Source organism: Variovorax sp. 38R (assembly GCF_014843395.1).
Classification (GTDB): Bacteria; Pseudomonadota; Gammaproteobacteria; order Burkholderiales; family Burkholderiaceae_C; genus Variovorax; species Variovorax paradoxus_H.
In genome coordinates this window covers 3,337,658-3,351,328 of record NZ_CP062121.1, presented here as the reverse complement: position 1 = coordinate 3,351,328, position 13,671 = coordinate 3,337,658, and the positions used below count along the sequence as shown (strand labels likewise).

At 65.9% G+C, this 13,671-nt stretch carries 16 protein-coding genes; 4 read left to right on the top strand and 12 right to left on the bottom strand.

Annotated features, from left to right (window positions below):
- Window positions 1–31: 31 nt before the first annotated feature.
- The 8 genes from IG196_RS15375 to lptF form a co-directional block, all read right to left on the bottom strand.
- Complete coding sequence (locus tag IG196_RS15375) at window positions 32–190, bottom strand: DUF3309 family protein (protein WP_070060790.1); 159 nt, start codon at window positions 188–190, stop codon at window positions 32–34.
- Window positions 191–289: 99 nt separating this feature from the next.
- On the bottom strand, window positions 290–742 hold the full coding sequence (locus IG196_RS15370; RefSeq protein ID WP_192196819.1) for a DUF3592 domain-containing protein: 453 nt from the start codon (window positions 740–742) through the stop codon (window positions 290–292).
- Window positions 743–752: 10 nt separating this feature from the next.
- On the bottom strand, window positions 753–1,127 hold the full coding sequence (locus IG196_RS15365) for a rard protein (protein WP_192196818.1): 375 nt from the start codon (window positions 1,125–1,127) through the stop codon (window positions 753–755).
- Window positions 1,128–1,155: 28 nt separating this feature from the next.
- On the bottom strand, window positions 1,156–2,337 hold the full coding sequence (locus IG196_RS15360; RefSeq protein WP_192196817.1) for a pyridoxal phosphate-dependent aminotransferase: 1,182 nt from the start codon (window positions 2,335–2,337) through the stop codon (window positions 1,156–1,158).
- Between the two features lie 31 nt (window positions 2,338–2,368).
- Complete coding sequence (locus IG196_RS15355) at window positions 2,369–3,310, bottom strand: CysB family HTH-type transcriptional regulator (RefSeq protein WP_099789369.1); 942 nt, start codon at window positions 3,308–3,310, stop codon at window positions 2,369–2,371.
- 63 nt (window positions 3,311–3,373) lie between these two features.
- Window positions 3,374–3,745 (bottom strand): sirohydrochlorin chelatase, encoded by a 372-nt coding sequence (locus IG196_RS15350; RefSeq protein WP_192196816.1) that lies wholly within the window; start codon window positions 3,743–3,745, stop codon window positions 3,374–3,376.
- Window positions 3,742–4,848, bottom strand: a complete 1,107-nt coding sequence (gene lptG, locus IG196_RS15345) for an LPS export ABC transporter permease LptG (RefSeq protein ID WP_192196815.1) — start codon at window positions 4,846–4,848, stop codon at window positions 3,742–3,744. Before lptG ends, IG196_RS15350 begins: the two co-directional genes overlap by 4 nt.
- Window positions 4,845–5,990, bottom strand: coding sequence for an LPS export ABC transporter permease LptF (gene lptF / locus IG196_RS15340; protein WP_192196814.1), 1,146 nt, complete (start codon window positions 5,988–5,990; stop codon window positions 4,845–4,847). Before lptF ends, lptG begins: the two co-directional genes overlap by 4 nt.
- 21 nt (window positions 5,991–6,011) lie before the next feature.
- Here lptF and IG196_RS15335 point away from each other — a divergent pair, with 21 nt between their 5' ends.
- The 4 genes from IG196_RS15335 (at window position 6,012) to IG196_RS15320 (ending at window position 9,784) form a co-directional block, all read left to right on the top strand.
- The gene (locus IG196_RS15335) at window positions 6,012–7,559 is read left to right on the top strand and encodes a leucyl aminopeptidase (protein ID WP_192196813.1); all 1,548 of its coding nucleotides are present in this window, start codon (window positions 6,012–6,014) and stop codon (window positions 7,557–7,559) included.
- Window positions 7,556–7,999: a DNA polymerase III subunit chi gene (locus tag IG196_RS15330; protein WP_192196812.1), complete on the top strand. Its 444-nt coding sequence runs from the start codon at window positions 7,556–7,558 to the stop codon at window positions 7,997–7,999. The genes IG196_RS15335 and IG196_RS15330 overlap by 4 nt, the downstream gene beginning before the upstream one ends.
- Window positions 7,999–8,439, top strand: a complete 441-nt coding sequence (locus IG196_RS15325; protein WP_192196811.1) for a hypothetical protein — start codon at window positions 7,999–8,001, stop codon at window positions 8,437–8,439. The genes IG196_RS15330 and IG196_RS15325 overlap by 1 nt, the downstream gene beginning before the upstream one ends.
- A gap of 136 nt (window positions 8,440–8,575) precedes the next feature.
- Window positions 8,576–9,784, top strand: a complete 1,209-nt coding sequence (locus IG196_RS15320; protein WP_101491697.1) for a branched-chain amino acid ABC transporter substrate-binding protein — start codon at window positions 8,576–8,578, stop codon at window positions 9,782–9,784.
- A gap of 148 nt (window positions 9,785–9,932) precedes the next feature.
- Here IG196_RS15320 and IG196_RS15315 read toward each other — a convergent pair whose 3' ends face one another.
- The 4 genes from IG196_RS15315 to IG196_RS15300 all read right to left on the bottom strand — a co-directional run bounded on the left by IG196_RS15315 (window position 9,933) and on the right by IG196_RS15300 (window position 13,519).
- The gene (locus tag IG196_RS15315) at window positions 9,933–11,378 is read right to left on the bottom strand and encodes an IS1182 family transposase (protein ID WP_225617054.1); all 1,446 of its coding nucleotides are present in this window, start codon (window positions 11,376–11,378) and stop codon (window positions 9,933–9,935) included.
- A 136-nt stretch (window positions 11,379–11,514) separates the two neighbouring features.
- Window positions 11,515–11,904, bottom strand: a complete 390-nt coding sequence (locus IG196_RS15310) for a response regulator (RefSeq protein ID WP_192196809.1) — start codon at window positions 11,902–11,904, stop codon at window positions 11,515–11,517.
- A 103-nt stretch (window positions 11,905–12,007) separates the two neighbouring features.
- Entirely contained in the window at window positions 12,008–12,373 is a 366-nt protein-coding gene (locus IG196_RS15305; RefSeq protein ID WP_192196808.1) for a hypothetical protein, read from the bottom strand.
- Window positions 12,374–12,586: 213 nt separating this feature from the next.
- Window positions 12,587–13,519, bottom strand: coding sequence for an IS5 family transposase (locus IG196_RS15300; RefSeq protein ID WP_192192124.1), 933 nt, complete (start codon window positions 13,517–13,519; stop codon window positions 12,587–12,589).
- Window positions 13,520–13,671: the final 152 nt, after the last annotated feature.

Genomic DNA, 13,671 nt, shown 5'->3' with positions numbered 1-13,671 from the left:
GACGCGGGCTTTTTTCAGTGCGGGCGGGGCGCTATATGCGGCCCATGAGCACGAGGATCACCAGGATCAGCACCACGAGCCCGAGGCCGCCGCTGGGCCCGTAGCCCCAGGACCGGCTGTAACCCCAACTCGGCAACGCGCCGATCAACAGCAGGATCAGGACGATCAGCAGAATGAACGAGAGGGACATGGTTTTCTCCTGGGACGTTTGTTGTAACGAGCCTTGATGCTCATCGCCCCGGGGCGCCGCAAGCGCCGGAGAGCCGCCCCTTCGGCGGTCAGGACTGTCCTACCGTGGGCGTCGGCGCTTGGCGCGTGCGCCGTCGGAGAGCAGGAGGTTCAGCCCCACGGCGAACGCCAGGAACACGGTACCCAGCCCGCCGACGATGGTGGCGCCGCCCCACAGGTCGAAGAAGCCGTCGAGCCGGGCATCCTGCGGGTGGGCGGGGTTGAAGAACACGCCCACGACCTCGCCCTTGTCGTACGCGGGCGGGCTGCTGCTGCTCGAGGGCGAGAACTCGATGATCTCGCCCGACGGCGCCTTGAAGCGCACCAGCGGACGCCAGGTGTCCGAGCTGTTGCGGCGCGAACTCTCGACGCGCAGCAGCTGGGTCACTTCGCCCTGTGCCTTGCCGGCCGATGCGATGAACTTCGTGGTGTTCTGGTACAGCAACCCTGCGCCCCCGAGCATCAGAACGCCGACGAGCGCGAAGATGCGCGTGATGAGGCGGGTGGATGTCATTCGGTGGCTTTCAGCTTCTGATGAACTCGATCGACAAGGTACCCACAGCGGCCAGCACCAGGCCCATCACAAGGAATGCTGCCGCCCCCAACGTGGCCAGCAACGCCCGCCGCCAGGGGCGCGTGCGGAAGAGGTAGACCGGAATGCCCAGCACCGGAAAGACGCCCGCAAGCAGCGCCGAGCGGCCCGGCGCGGGCACGCCGCGCACCAAGCCGTCGGCCCGGCACCACATGTAGCACAACGCCGAGATGAGGAACACATGCACCACGTCGAACGCGGTGTAGTCCTTGCTACGCAACGGTGGCACGAACGCGTCGGCCACACCCACCACGAGGAACGACAGGCCCAGGGCCAGCAGGATCCAGCGCGGCCGGTTCATCGTCATCGCGGTGCCCGGAGCGCGGCGGCCGGCGTCAGAGCTTCGCGAGGCGGTCGAGCGCGGCGATCAGCGTCTCGTCCTTCTTGGCGAAGCAGAAGCGCACCACGCGCTGGTCGAAGCCGTCGCCGTAGAAGGCCGACAGCGGAATCGCTGCTACGCCGATCTCGCGCGTGAGCCAGAGGCAGAAGTCGGCTTCCGACAGGTCGCTCACCGCCGAGATGTCCACGCACTGGAAGTAGCTGCCCTCGCTGCGCAGCAGCTTGAAGCGGGTCTTCTCGGCCAGGCCGGCCGCGAACAGGTCGCGCTTGCGCTGGTAGAAGGCCGGCAGCTCCAGGTACGGCTCGGGCCGCGCCATGTACTGCGCGAGCGCGTGCTGCATCGGCGTGTTCACGGTGAACACGTTGAACTGGTGCACCTTGCGGAACTCGGCCATCAGCGGCGCGGGCGCGGCCACGAAGCCGACCTTCCAACCGGTGACGTGGTACGTCTTGCCGAAGCTGCTGACGATGAAGCTGCGCGCCGCCAGGCCCGGGAAGCGGGCCACGCTTTCATGGCGTGCGTCGTCGAACACCATGTGCTCGTAGACCTCGTCGCTGATCACGAACACGTCGGTGGGCGCGAGCAGGTCTTCGAGCTGGCGCATCTCGGCCGCGGTCCAGACCGTGGCGCTCGGGTTGTGCGGCGTGTTGATGATGATCGCGCGCGTCTTCGGCGTGAGCGCGGCGGCGATCTTGTCGAAGTCGGGGCGGAAGGTGCCGGGCACGAGCGGCACGCGCACGACCTTGCCACCGGCCAGGTCGATGTTGGGCACGTAGCTGTCGTAGCAGGGCTCCAGCACGATCACTTCGTCGCCGGGCCGCACGATGGCCAGGATGGCCGTGATGATGGCCTGCGTGGCACCGGCCGTGACCGTGATCTCGGTCGCGGCGCTGTAGCTGCGGCCGTAGAGCGCCTCGATCTTGGCGGCGATGGCATCGCGCAGCGACAGAATGCCCGGCATCGGCGGGTACTGGTTGTGGCCGGCCGCCATGGCGGCGGTCACGTCTTCGAGCAGCTTCGGATCGCAGTGGAAATCGGGGAAGCCCTGGCCGAGGTTCACGGCATTCTTCTCGGCCGCGAGCGTGGACATCACGGTGAAGATGGTGGTGCCGACAGCCGGCAGCTTGGTAGTGATCTCGGGCGTGCGGGGAGAAGGCGAAGGGGTGGCGGTGCTCATGGTCGGTCGTCGCGGGGGAAAAAGCGAAAGGTCAGAGTTCGTAATCTTGTTGATGGCCGCTCAGGGCCTTCGCGATCAGGTTGCGGTCGAGGCGGTCGGACAGCAGCTCGGCGAACTTGAAGACGAAGTTGCGCAGGTAGGCGCTGCGCTTGAAGGCAACGCGCGCGATGTTCTGGCCGAACACGTGGCCCATCGGGCGCACCACGAGGTCGGCGTTCGATTCGTCGCGCACGGCCATCTCGGCCACGATGCCCACGCCCAGGCCGAGGCGCACGTAGGTCTTGATCACGTCGGAGTCGATGGCTTCGAGCGCGATGCGCGGCGTGAGCTTCTTCTGCGCGAACGCATGGTCGATGCGCGTGCGGCCGGTGAACGACGGGTGGTACGTGATGATCGGCTCGAGCGCCAGGTCTTCGAGCGACACGCGCTCCTTGGCCGCCAGCGGGTGGTCCTTGGGCAGCACCAGCACGTGCTGCCATTCGTAGCAGGGCAGCGTGACCAGCTCGGCGTAGCCGTCGAGCGATTCGGTGGCGATGCCGATCTCGGCGATCTCGTCGATCACCATGCGCGCCACCTGGTCGGGCGAGCCCTGGTGCAGGCTCACGTTGACCTTCGGGTAGGCCTCGCGCAGGTTGGCCACGGGCACCGGCAGCACATAGCGCGCCTGGGTGTGGGTGGTGGCAATGGAGAGGGTGCCGCTGTCTTGTGCGCTGAACTGTTCGCCGATGCGCTTGAGGTTGCCCACCTCGCGCATGATGAGTTCGATGCTCGCGATGACGTGCTGGCCGGGTTCGGTGATGCGCTTCAGGCGCTTGCCGTGGCGGGCGAAGATCTCGACGCCGAGTTCTTCCTCGAGTTCGATGATCGCCTTGGAGACGCCGGGCTGCGAGGTGTGCAGTGCCTTGGCCGCCTCGGTGAGGTTCAGGCCGCGCCGCACGGCTTCCTGAACAAACTTGAACTGGTGCAGATTCATATCGAATTCCGTCTGATTGCGGAATTCATTATGCCTTTGAAGTCTATAAAAATGACCGGGACTTCAGGATTTGATGGCAATCCGGGCCAGCAAAGCGACCAGTTCGGGCGATTCGCCGACGATCGGGGCCAGCGAGAACGCGACCTCGGGCCAGCGCTGGCGCAGGGCGTCGAGCTGCAGCGGCAGGTCTTCGCGGGCGTGCTTGCCCATGCCCAGGAACAGCGGCACCACGTGCACCGCGGTGGCGCCGTCGGCAATCAGCGCGGCGGCGGCGGTCGGCAGGTCGGGCGCGGCCAGTTCCATGTAGGCGCACAGCACGCGCACGGCGGGATCGTCTTCGCGCATGCGGGCGGCAACGGCCTCGATGGGCTCGCGCCAGCGGGCGTCGCGCGAGCCGTGCGCGAGCAGCACGGTGCCCGGCACCTGCGCGGTCATCGCCTCAGGACCAGCCAGCTGAAGGCTGTGAGCGACAGTACTGAATAGATGAGCCCCGGCGCCGCCGCCGTGAGCCAGGGCGACCAGTTGCTGAGGTTGCCGAGGTAGCCGAACACGTTGTTCAGCAGGAAGAAGCTGATGCCGATCATCACGCCGCCGAACACGTAGGTCGTGATGCCGGCCTGGCGGAAGTGCAGGTAGGCGAAGGGCAGGGCGAGCACCACCATCACCAGACACGAGAGCGGATAGAACACCTTGCGCCAGAACTCGATCTCGTAGCGCTGCGCGGTCTGGCCGTTGGCGTTCAGGTGCCGGATGTAGTCGAACAGGTCGATGGTGCTCATGCGGTCGGGCCGCAGCAGCGCGACCGACACCATTTCGGCGGTGAGCGAGGTGGGCCAGTCCATCTTCTCGACCTGGGTGGTCGTGATGCGGGCCTTGTCGGCGGAGCGGGTTTCGTAGTCTTGCTGTTCGACTTCCGAGAGCACCCACTTCTCGTCGAGGATGCGGGCCGACTTGGCCATGAGCTGCTTGCTCACGTAGCCGTTGCCGTCGAACTCGAAGATGCGCGTGTTCTGCAGCGAGCCGTCGCGCGAAATCGACAGCACGTTGACCGCATACGACGTGTCGCCGCGCTTTTCCTTGAGCCACGCGCCGGTGTTGCCGACCAGCGAGTAGGTGCCCTGGTAGCGCGACTTGAGCAGCTGGCCGGTGCGCCCCGACAGCGGCGCGATGTAGTCGCCGATGGCAAAGGTGAGGATCACGAAGCCCAGCCCGAGCAGCAGCAGCGTGCGCAGCGCGCGCCACGGACCGAGACCGCTGGTGCGCAGGATCGTGTATTCGGAGCTTTGCGCCAGCCGCGCCATCACGAAGATGCAGCCGATCAGCACCGTGATCGGCAGCAGTTCGTACAGGTGGCTGGGCACCAGCAGCAGCACGTAGATGAGCGCCTGCACCGGACCGTAGGCCAGGCTTTCGGGCTTGCCCACGGACTGAAGTTCGTCGACGAAGTCGAAGAAGAAAAACAGGCTCAGGAAGCCGAGCGTCACGAAGGCCACGGCCTTCAGTGCCTCGATGTAGATCAGTCGGCGGATGGTTTTCACGAGGTCGGGTCGGTCCGGGAAGGCGGTACGGCCGGCGGGGCGCCAGCGGTGGCCGCGCTGGCGCGGGCCTGGCGGCGGGCCGTCCAGTTGTTGTTGCGCAGCGTGAGCCAGGCCGTGGCAAACAGGAACACGCCGCCGTGCAGCAGGAGCATGAACGAGCCCATGCCGTAGCGGCCCGAGCTGATCCAGCTCTGGCCGAGGTTCAGCAGGTTGTAGTAGACGACGAAGGCGAACAGCGCAAACACCAGGTTGCCGCTGCGTCCCACGCGCGGATTGACGCTGGACACCGTGAGCGCCAGCAGCACGAAGTTGATGGCGGCCAGCAGCATGCCGAAGCGCCAGCCCAGCTCACCCAGGCTGCCATCGCTGCGGTCGCGCAGCAGCGAGAGCGTGGACCGGGCGCGCGTGGGCGTGCTGTCGCCGGTGGCGTTCGAGCTGCCGCCCGCGCGCGTGCCGTAGGTCTTGAACTCGCTGATCTTGAGGCCGGATTCGGTGAACAGCGGGCGCTCCAGGCGCTGGCCGTTGCTCAGCAGCAGGAAGCGGTGGTTGTCGATATCTTCGATGCGGCCGCTGCGCGCCGACGTGGTGATCTGCAGGCCGCGCTCGACGGCCCAGATGAACACGTTGGTGGCGGTGGCGCCGTCGGGCGTGTCCTTGTCGATGAAGAACACGCGCAGGCGGCCCGAGGACTCGCGGAACTCACCCGGCGTGACGCGCTCGATGTCGCTGCGTGCTTCGTACTGCTGGCGCATGCCGATGGTCTGCGAGTTGGCCCACGGCCAGCCCACCAGCGCCATGGCCGCAATGAGCAGCAGCACCGGCCAGGCGAAGCGGAACAGCGGCTGGATGAAGTCGGCCAGGCCACGGCCGCTGGAGAACCAGATCACCATTTCGCTGTCGCGGTACATGCGCGAGAGCGTGCCGACGATGGCGATGAACAGGCTCAGGCTCAGGATGGTCGGCATGTAGCCGAGCACCGTGTACGCCATCACGAGGAACACCTCCTGTGGGTTCACGCTGCCCTTGGACGCCAGCCCGAGCGTACGGATGAGCATCATGGTCATCACGATGGTGACCAGGACGACGAGGGTCGCTCCGAAGCTGCGCGACAGCTCCTTGCGTAGGGAAGAATGGAATAACATCGTTCGAGGAAAAAAAGGATTATGGACTTTCAACTCAAGACCCTCACCGTCGCCCAGGCTGCCGCCGAGAAATCCGACCTCCTCATCGTGCTGGTCGGCAGCGCTCTCCCCATCGCCAAAGACCCCGTCTCCGTGCTCGCCGCCAGCGCCCGCAAGGCCGGCGACCTGCCCGACAAGGCCGGCAAGCTGCTCGCGCTGTACCGCCCCGAGGCCGTGGTGCCGTCGCGCGTGCTGCTCGCCGCCATTGGCGACGGCAAGGCCGCCTCGGTGCGCAGCGCCGTGAGCGCGGCGGTTGCCGCAGCCAAGGTCAACGGCCCCAAGCGCGTGGTGATCGTCTTCGCGCAGCCGGCCGACGCCGCCGCCGTTGCTGCTGCCGTCACGGCCGCGGCCGATGCCAGCTATGTCTACACCACGACCAAGTCGAAGGCCGAGCCGCGCAGCATCCGCCATCTGACGCTGGGCGTGTCCGAGGCCGCCAGCCCGGCCGTCACCAAGGCTTTCGACGACGCCCGCGCCACGGTTGCCGGCATCGAACTGGCCAAGGAATGGGGCAACCGTCCCGCCAACCATGCCACGCCCACGCTGCTGGCCGAAGCCGCCAAGGGGCTGGCGAAACTGCCGCGCATCAAGTGCGAAGTGCTGGGCCCGAAGGAAGTCGAAAAGCTCGGCATGGGCGCGTTCGCCGCCGTGGCTCAGGGCTCGGCCGAACCGCTGCGCTTCATCGTGCTGCGCTACCAGGGCGGCGCGAAAGACGAAGCACCCGTGGTGCTCGTCGGCAAGGGCATCACCTTCGACACCGGCGGCGTCTCGCTCAAGCCCGCCGCCGAGATGGACGAAATGAAGTTCGACATGTGCGGCGCCGCCAGCGTGCTCGGCACCTTCCGCGCGCTCGGCGCGATCCAGCCGGCGATCAACGTGGTCGGCCTGATTCCTTCGTGCGAAAACATGAACGACGGCAAGGCCGTCAAGCCCGGCGATGTGGTCACCAGCATGAGCGGGCAGACCATCGAGATCCTGAACACCGACGCCGAAGGCCGCCTGATCCTGTGCGACGCGCTCACGTATGCCAAGCGCTTCGACCCGGCTGCCGTGATCGACATCGCGACGCTCACAGGCGCCTGCGTGGTGGCTTTGGGCGGCGTGCGCAGCGGCCTGTTCGCGAGCGACGAGTCGCTGGCGTCCGCGCTCGAGTCGGCCGGCGAAGCATCGCAAGACCGCTGCTGGCGCCTGCCGCTGGACGACGACTACGCCGAAGGCCTCAAGAGCAATTTCGCCGACGTGGCCAACATCGCCGGCCGTGCCGGCGGCGCGATCACCGCCGCCAAGTTTTTGCAGCGCTTCACGGCCGACTACGCCTGGGCGCACCTGGACATCGCAGGCACGGCCTGGAAGAGCGGGGCGGCCAAGGGCTCGACCGGCCGGCCCGTCGGCTTGCTGGTCTCGTACCTGACGAATCGCGCGGGAAGCAGCCACGCCGCTGTTGCCGCGCCGAAGGCCGCCAAGCCTGCAAAGAAGGCCTCGCCCAAGGCCCCGGCCAAGCCGGCCCGAAAGGCCCGGTCCGCGCAGTGACCGACATCGGCTTTCACTACAACGCGCCCGACAAGCTCACCTACGCTTGCCGGCTGGTTCGCAAGGCCGTGAACACACGCGGCTTGCGCGTGGTGGTGGTGGGCGATGCGCGCGCGCTCGACACGGTCGACGCCGCGCTCTGGCAGATGTCGCCGGTCGACTTCGTCGCGCACTGCCGCGCCGATGCGCCAGCCCATGTGGTGGCGCGTTCGCCCGTCATCCTGTGCGCCGAAGGTGGGGACACGGCTTCGCTGCCGCACCGCGAGATGCTGGTCAACCTCGGGCTCGAGGTGCCGGCCGGCTTCGAGCGCTTCGAACGCATGATCGACATCGTGAGCGACGAGGCCAACGACCGGCAGGTCGGCCGCACCCGCTGGCGCCACTACGCCGACCGGGGCTACACGATCCAGCCGCACGACTTCGCAAGGAGCGCTTCCTGATGGCCAGCACGCTGCGCACGCCGCCCCGGTTTGTCCCGACGCTGACGACCGTGCTCGAGATTCCGGCCGAGCCCGTGCCGGTCGCCGAGACGGTGCGGCCATTGGTTCCAGGTACGGGCGCACCGGTGTCGCAGCCCCCGCCGCCGGACCCGGCGAGTGCTGTGGCGCTGCCGCCTTCGGTGTCGCTCACGCCGGCTGAAATCGTCAGCCTCGAAGAGCAATTGCTGCACCGCGTATTGCAGCGCGTCGACCTGTCGCTCGAAGAGCGATTGAGCGACGCCGTGTCAGCTGCCGTTCAGCAGCAGCTCGACGAAATGGTGCCGCGTCTGCGCGGCGAAATCGAGACCGTGCTGCGCGCGCTCGTCATCGAATCCATGGCCGCTGAACTCTGTGAAAACACAGGGGAAAACACAGGGTCTACGCCAACTTCCGGCGCATAAATCCTCGGCTAAACTGCGCCGCAGGTCGGAATGGCGTGAGGGTGCCGCTGGTCTGCGGCGCGAAACTTGCGAGGTCTGAACGCCCGGATCGAACGACCGGTTTTTATATCTTTTCATCCAAGTTCTGGAGGTTCTCATGCAATTGAAATGGACTGCGGTCGCACTGGCTGCACTCACGCTTGTGGCTTGCGGCAAGAAAGAAGAAGCTGCTGCTCCGGCGGCGACGCCGGCACCCACGGCTGCGGCCCCGGCCCCTGCTGCACCTCCTGCTGACGCCCTGGTCGTCAAGATCGGCCACGTCGGCCCCACCAGCGGTCCCATTGCCCACCTTGGCAAGGACAACGAGCTGGGTGCCAAGATGGCCATCGAAGACCTGAATGCAAAGGGCCTCAAGATCGGCGACAAGGTTGCCAAGTTCGTGCTCGTTCCCGAAGACGACGCAGGCGATCCGAAGCAAGGCACGGCCGTTGCCCAGAAGCTGGTCGATGAAAAGGTCAACGGCATCGTCGGTCACCTGAACTCGGGCACCACCATTCCCGCTTCCAAGCTGTACAGCGACGCCGGCATTCCGCAGGTCTCGCCGTCGGCCACGAACCCCAAGTACACGCGTCAAGGCTTCAAGACCACGTTCCGCGTGGTGGCCGACGACACGCAGCTCGGCGGCACGTTGGGCAAGTACGCCGTCGAAACGCTCAAGGGCAAGAACATCGCCGTGATCGACGACCGCACGGCCTACGGCCAAGGCGTTGCCGAAGAGTTCGAGAAGGCTGCCAAGGCCGCCGGTGCGACCATCGTGGGCCACGAGTTCACGACCGACAAGTCGACCGACTTCAACGCCATCCTGACCAAGCTGAAGGCCACCAAGCCCGACGTTCTGTTCTTCGGCGGCATGGACGCCGTGGGCGGCCCGATGCTCAAGCAGGTCAAGCAACTCGGCCTGAACGTCAAGTTCATGGGCGGCGACGGCCTGTGCACCGGCGAACTGCCGAAGCTGGCAGGCGACGCCATCGGTGAAGACATGGTGGTCTGCGCCGAAGCCGGCGGTGTCGACGGCGACTTCAAGCAGCCGCTGGAAGACTTCAAGGCCAAGTTCAAGACCAAGAACGGCGTCGAAGTGCAGATCTACGCCCCGTACGTGTACGACGCGGTCAACGTGCTGGCCGAAGCCATGGTCAAGGCCGGCTCGTCCGACCCGGAAAAGTACCTGCCTGAAGTCGGCAAGGTGCAATACAAGGGCGTGACTGGCCCGATCGCCTTCGACGAAAAGGGCGACATCAAGAACGGCGCCCTGACGCTCTTCACCTACAAGGGTGGCGTGCGCACGCAGATCGCCGTGGTGCGCTGATCACAGCATTGCAGCCAACGGTCCTTCACCGGACCGTCCAAAAGAAAAGGGCCTTCGCAGTCTGTGTAAATAGTCAGCAGGCCGCTTGATCGAGATGCCCCGCGAGAGCGGGGCATTTTTCATTGGGGCGAGCAAACGCCCAAGGGCCTCAGCCCCTGAGCGCCTGGTGCATCCAGGGCGCTCCCTTCATGTTGAACACCCGCTTGAGGTTGTAGGCCATCACCGCCAAGCTGAACTCCGCGCGCGCTCCACTGGTATGCCTCATCAGCAACCGGGCATTGCCCAGAATGAGGTGTTTGATACTGGCAAAGGGGTGTTCCACCGTCTGGCGCCTGAGCCCCATCATCCAGGGCTGAGCGGCCAGCCTGCTTGCATTGGCTTCGAGCGCCTCTTCGTACAGGTGGCGCGAGACGAAGCGCTGGCGCGCCGTGGTGCATTTGAGTTTCTGGGCACAGCCCGCGCAATCGCTCGGCTGTGCTGCATAGACCACCATCTTGTCCTTGCGCGAGAGCTGCTTGCGCTTTAGGGCACTGCCCGCCGGGCAGGTGAAGCTGTCGCTGGCCGGGTCATAAACGAAGGCGCTGCGCTGGTACAGGCTGCCGCCGCCCTGGTGGTTCACCGAACGCTCGCCCGCCACGTAGCTGGTGATGCCCTGGGCGTCCAAGGCTGCAATGTGCTCCCCATTGGCATAGCCCGCATCGGCCACCACCGTGCAGGGCTGCTGCAGCACCCGGCTGGCCGCCTCGGCCATGGGCTGCAACTGGCGCTGATCGTTCACCTCGCAGACCACCTCATGCGCCACGATCAGGTGGCTTTGCGTCTCCACCGCCGTTTGCAGGTTGTAGCCCGGCTGGCTGTTCAGGCTACGCATCGGGCGTGCTTCGGGCTCACCGCACACGACGGTGCTCGCGTCGCTGCGCAGGAGTTGCTGGGCTTGGTTGGCGATGGCTCGCCCCTGGGCCTTCAGTCGTTCCAAGGCCGCGCGCACTTCATCGGGCGTACCAGGACCATCGCCGGGCCCATCACCGCCCTGGTCATCCTCGCCGTCCCGGCTGTCCAGCAACCGCAGATAAGCCGCGATCTCCTGCGCATTGCGCTGTGCCTGTGCGGCCAGCTCACGCTGGCCCACCACCGCCTTGCGCGAGGCCACTGCCTGCACCTTGGAGCCATCAATGGCCACTGTCGATCCGCGGATCACCCGGCTGGCCCGCGCGAACTGCACGAAGGCCGCACAACTGGCCACCAGGGCCGCCGTGTTCTGGCGCCTGAACTCGGCGATGGTCTTGTGATCCGGGGCTAGGCGCCCCAGCAGCCACATGCACTCCACGTTGCGGTGGCACTCGCGCTCCAGGGCCCGCGAGGAACGGATCGCGCTCAGGTAGCCCCAGATGTACAGCCGCAGCAGATCGCCCGGGTCGTAGGGCGGTGTTCCCAGTCGCTGCGCCTGCGCCTTGGCAAAGCCCAGCGCCTTCAGGTCCAGCGCCTGCACCCAGGCGTCCACCACCCGAACCAGTGCGTCCTGGCCCACGAGCTCATCGAGCATCAGTGGGAACAACGTTGCCTGTCCCCGTGCCTGTCCGTGTCTATGTCCCATTGGTCAGCCTCCAATGAAAAATGCCCCTCAGACAAACGCCTGAAGGGCACTTCTCGCGGACTCAGCGCTGACTATTTACACAGACTGTTCGGGCCCTTTTTTCATGGGTGGGCGCAACCGTGGCGCCGGCGTGTTTTCAGAGCGCGGCCAGGCCCGAGGGGCGGTCGGTGTTGCAGTACTCGATGAAGGCGTCGAGGTCGCGCGACTTGTCGAACACCGCGTCGGCGCCCAGCGCCTGGCAGCGCGTGCGGATGTCGGGGGTGACGTAGTTGCTCAGCACCACGACCCGCTGCTCGGGCCGGCGGTTGCGGCAGCCCGACAGCACGCCGAGGCCGGAGCCTTCTTTCAGGAACAGGTCGACGATCAGCAGCTGCCAGGCGTCGGGGTGCGCGGCCAGCCAGGCGAGGGCGCCCGATTCGGTTTCTGCGAAACCGACGACTTGGCCGTTGACGAGGTCCTCGAGGGCTGGGACCAGGTTGTCCCTGATGGTCTTGTTGTCCTCGACGAGGAACGTGATGAGGGCCATGCCGCGGTTTTGGTCTGTGAACCAATAGCGTAGCGTGCCGCAAGCGGTCTTTGCGTAGGAGAAGGGAGAACGACGCACGGAAACCGTGCGGAAACAACGGCGATCAGCCCTTGTCCGACGGCGCCTGGGCGCGGATGCGGGCCTTGAGCTTCTCGGCCAGCGCCTGGCTCTCGTCGCGCTCGGCGGTCACTTCGAGGTGCTTTTCGATTTCCTTGCTCAGCGCCGCATTCACCTCGGCCAGTTTCTCGGCCGACTGGGCGAGTTTTTCCTCGAGCTGGCTGGTGTGCTCGATGGCCTGTGCCACCTCGCCGACCTGGACCTCATCCGGCAGTTCCTGCTCGAGCACGGTGCTCACGACGGCCAGGTTGTCCGAGGCGCGTTGCACTTCCGCGGCCACCTGCTCGCTCTTTTTCAGGGTCTTGTCCAGCGAGGTGGTGCCGCGCGTCAAGGTGGGGGAAGGTCCGGCCATCGAGGCTCCTTTTGCGGCAGGCGAAGTGGGGGAATGTCGGTTCGATTTCGCGCATCGTACCGCCAGATGCGGCCTGGCTCAGGATTGGCAGCAGTTGCTGCGTGGCCACGGCGTTCAGCCGCAGTCCTACGGAATGGACCGCGAGTTTCGGACTGGGCCGGCGCTGTTGCATAACCCGAATTCAGGGCGAGCCTCCCCTTACCCAAGACGCAGCTATGCCACGCGCACAGTCTCAGGCGTTCCCAGACTGGTGAACCTGTTGAGGATCGATGCCCGTACCTGTAGCTCGGTCACCTGCCTCTGGAAGTCCCGTGCCATCACGCGCTCGCCCAGTCTCTTGAAGCACCCCATCTTGGTCTCCACCAGGCTGCGGCGGTGATAGCCGCTCCACTTCTTCCAGATTGAACGACCAAGCTTGCGTGTCGCCCTCAGGATTTCGTTTCTTGCCTGCGCCCCAGCTTTGCCATCCGCCCAAGGCTTGGCGTTCTTGCGTGTGGGGATGATCGCCGCAGCCTGCCGACTGGCGATTGCCTCGTGGCACGCTTTGGTGTCATAGGCACCATCGGCGCTCACCGAATGCAGTTGTTCGTCCGCAGGAATCTGCGCCAGCAACTCCGGCAGCATCGGCGCATCGCCAATGGCGTTGTCCGTGATCTCGATGGCGCGGATCTCCAGCGTCTGTGCATCAATGCCCAGGTGCACCTTGCGCCACTGCCGGCGGTAGTCGGCACCGTGCTTCTTCGTCTTCCATTCGCCTTCGCCCAGCATCTTCACGCCGGTGCTGTCGATCAGCAGGTGTAGGCCCGCGCTGCTGCGGCGCGTGGCAATGGCCACACTCAATGTCTTCTGACGCCGCGACAAGGTGCTGTAGTCGGGCACGGCCCAGTCCAAGTGGGCCAACTTGATCAGGCTCTCGGCCAGGCCCGTCGCCTGGCGCAGGCCCAGCCCAAACATGCACTTCAAGGTCAGGCAGAACTGGATCGCAGCATCGCTGAACACAGCGGGCCGGCCTGAGCGACCACTGGCAGGAGCCTGCCATTGAAGGTCGGCATCGAGCCAAACCATCAATGATCCCCTGCGCTTGAGCGCCGCGTTGTACTCACTCCAGTTCGTCGTGCGGTACTTCGCCCGCGGTGGCTTGCTCATCTGTTTAGCCTAGCCTAACCACGATCGGAGGCCACTCCGGCAGGGTTATGCAACAACGCCTCAGCCGGCCCAAGATTCGCTTCTAGACGCTCTGCCCGGAAGGATCTGGGGCTTCCTCCTTGATTCCCGTCGCTTGCTGCTTGCGAAGGTCT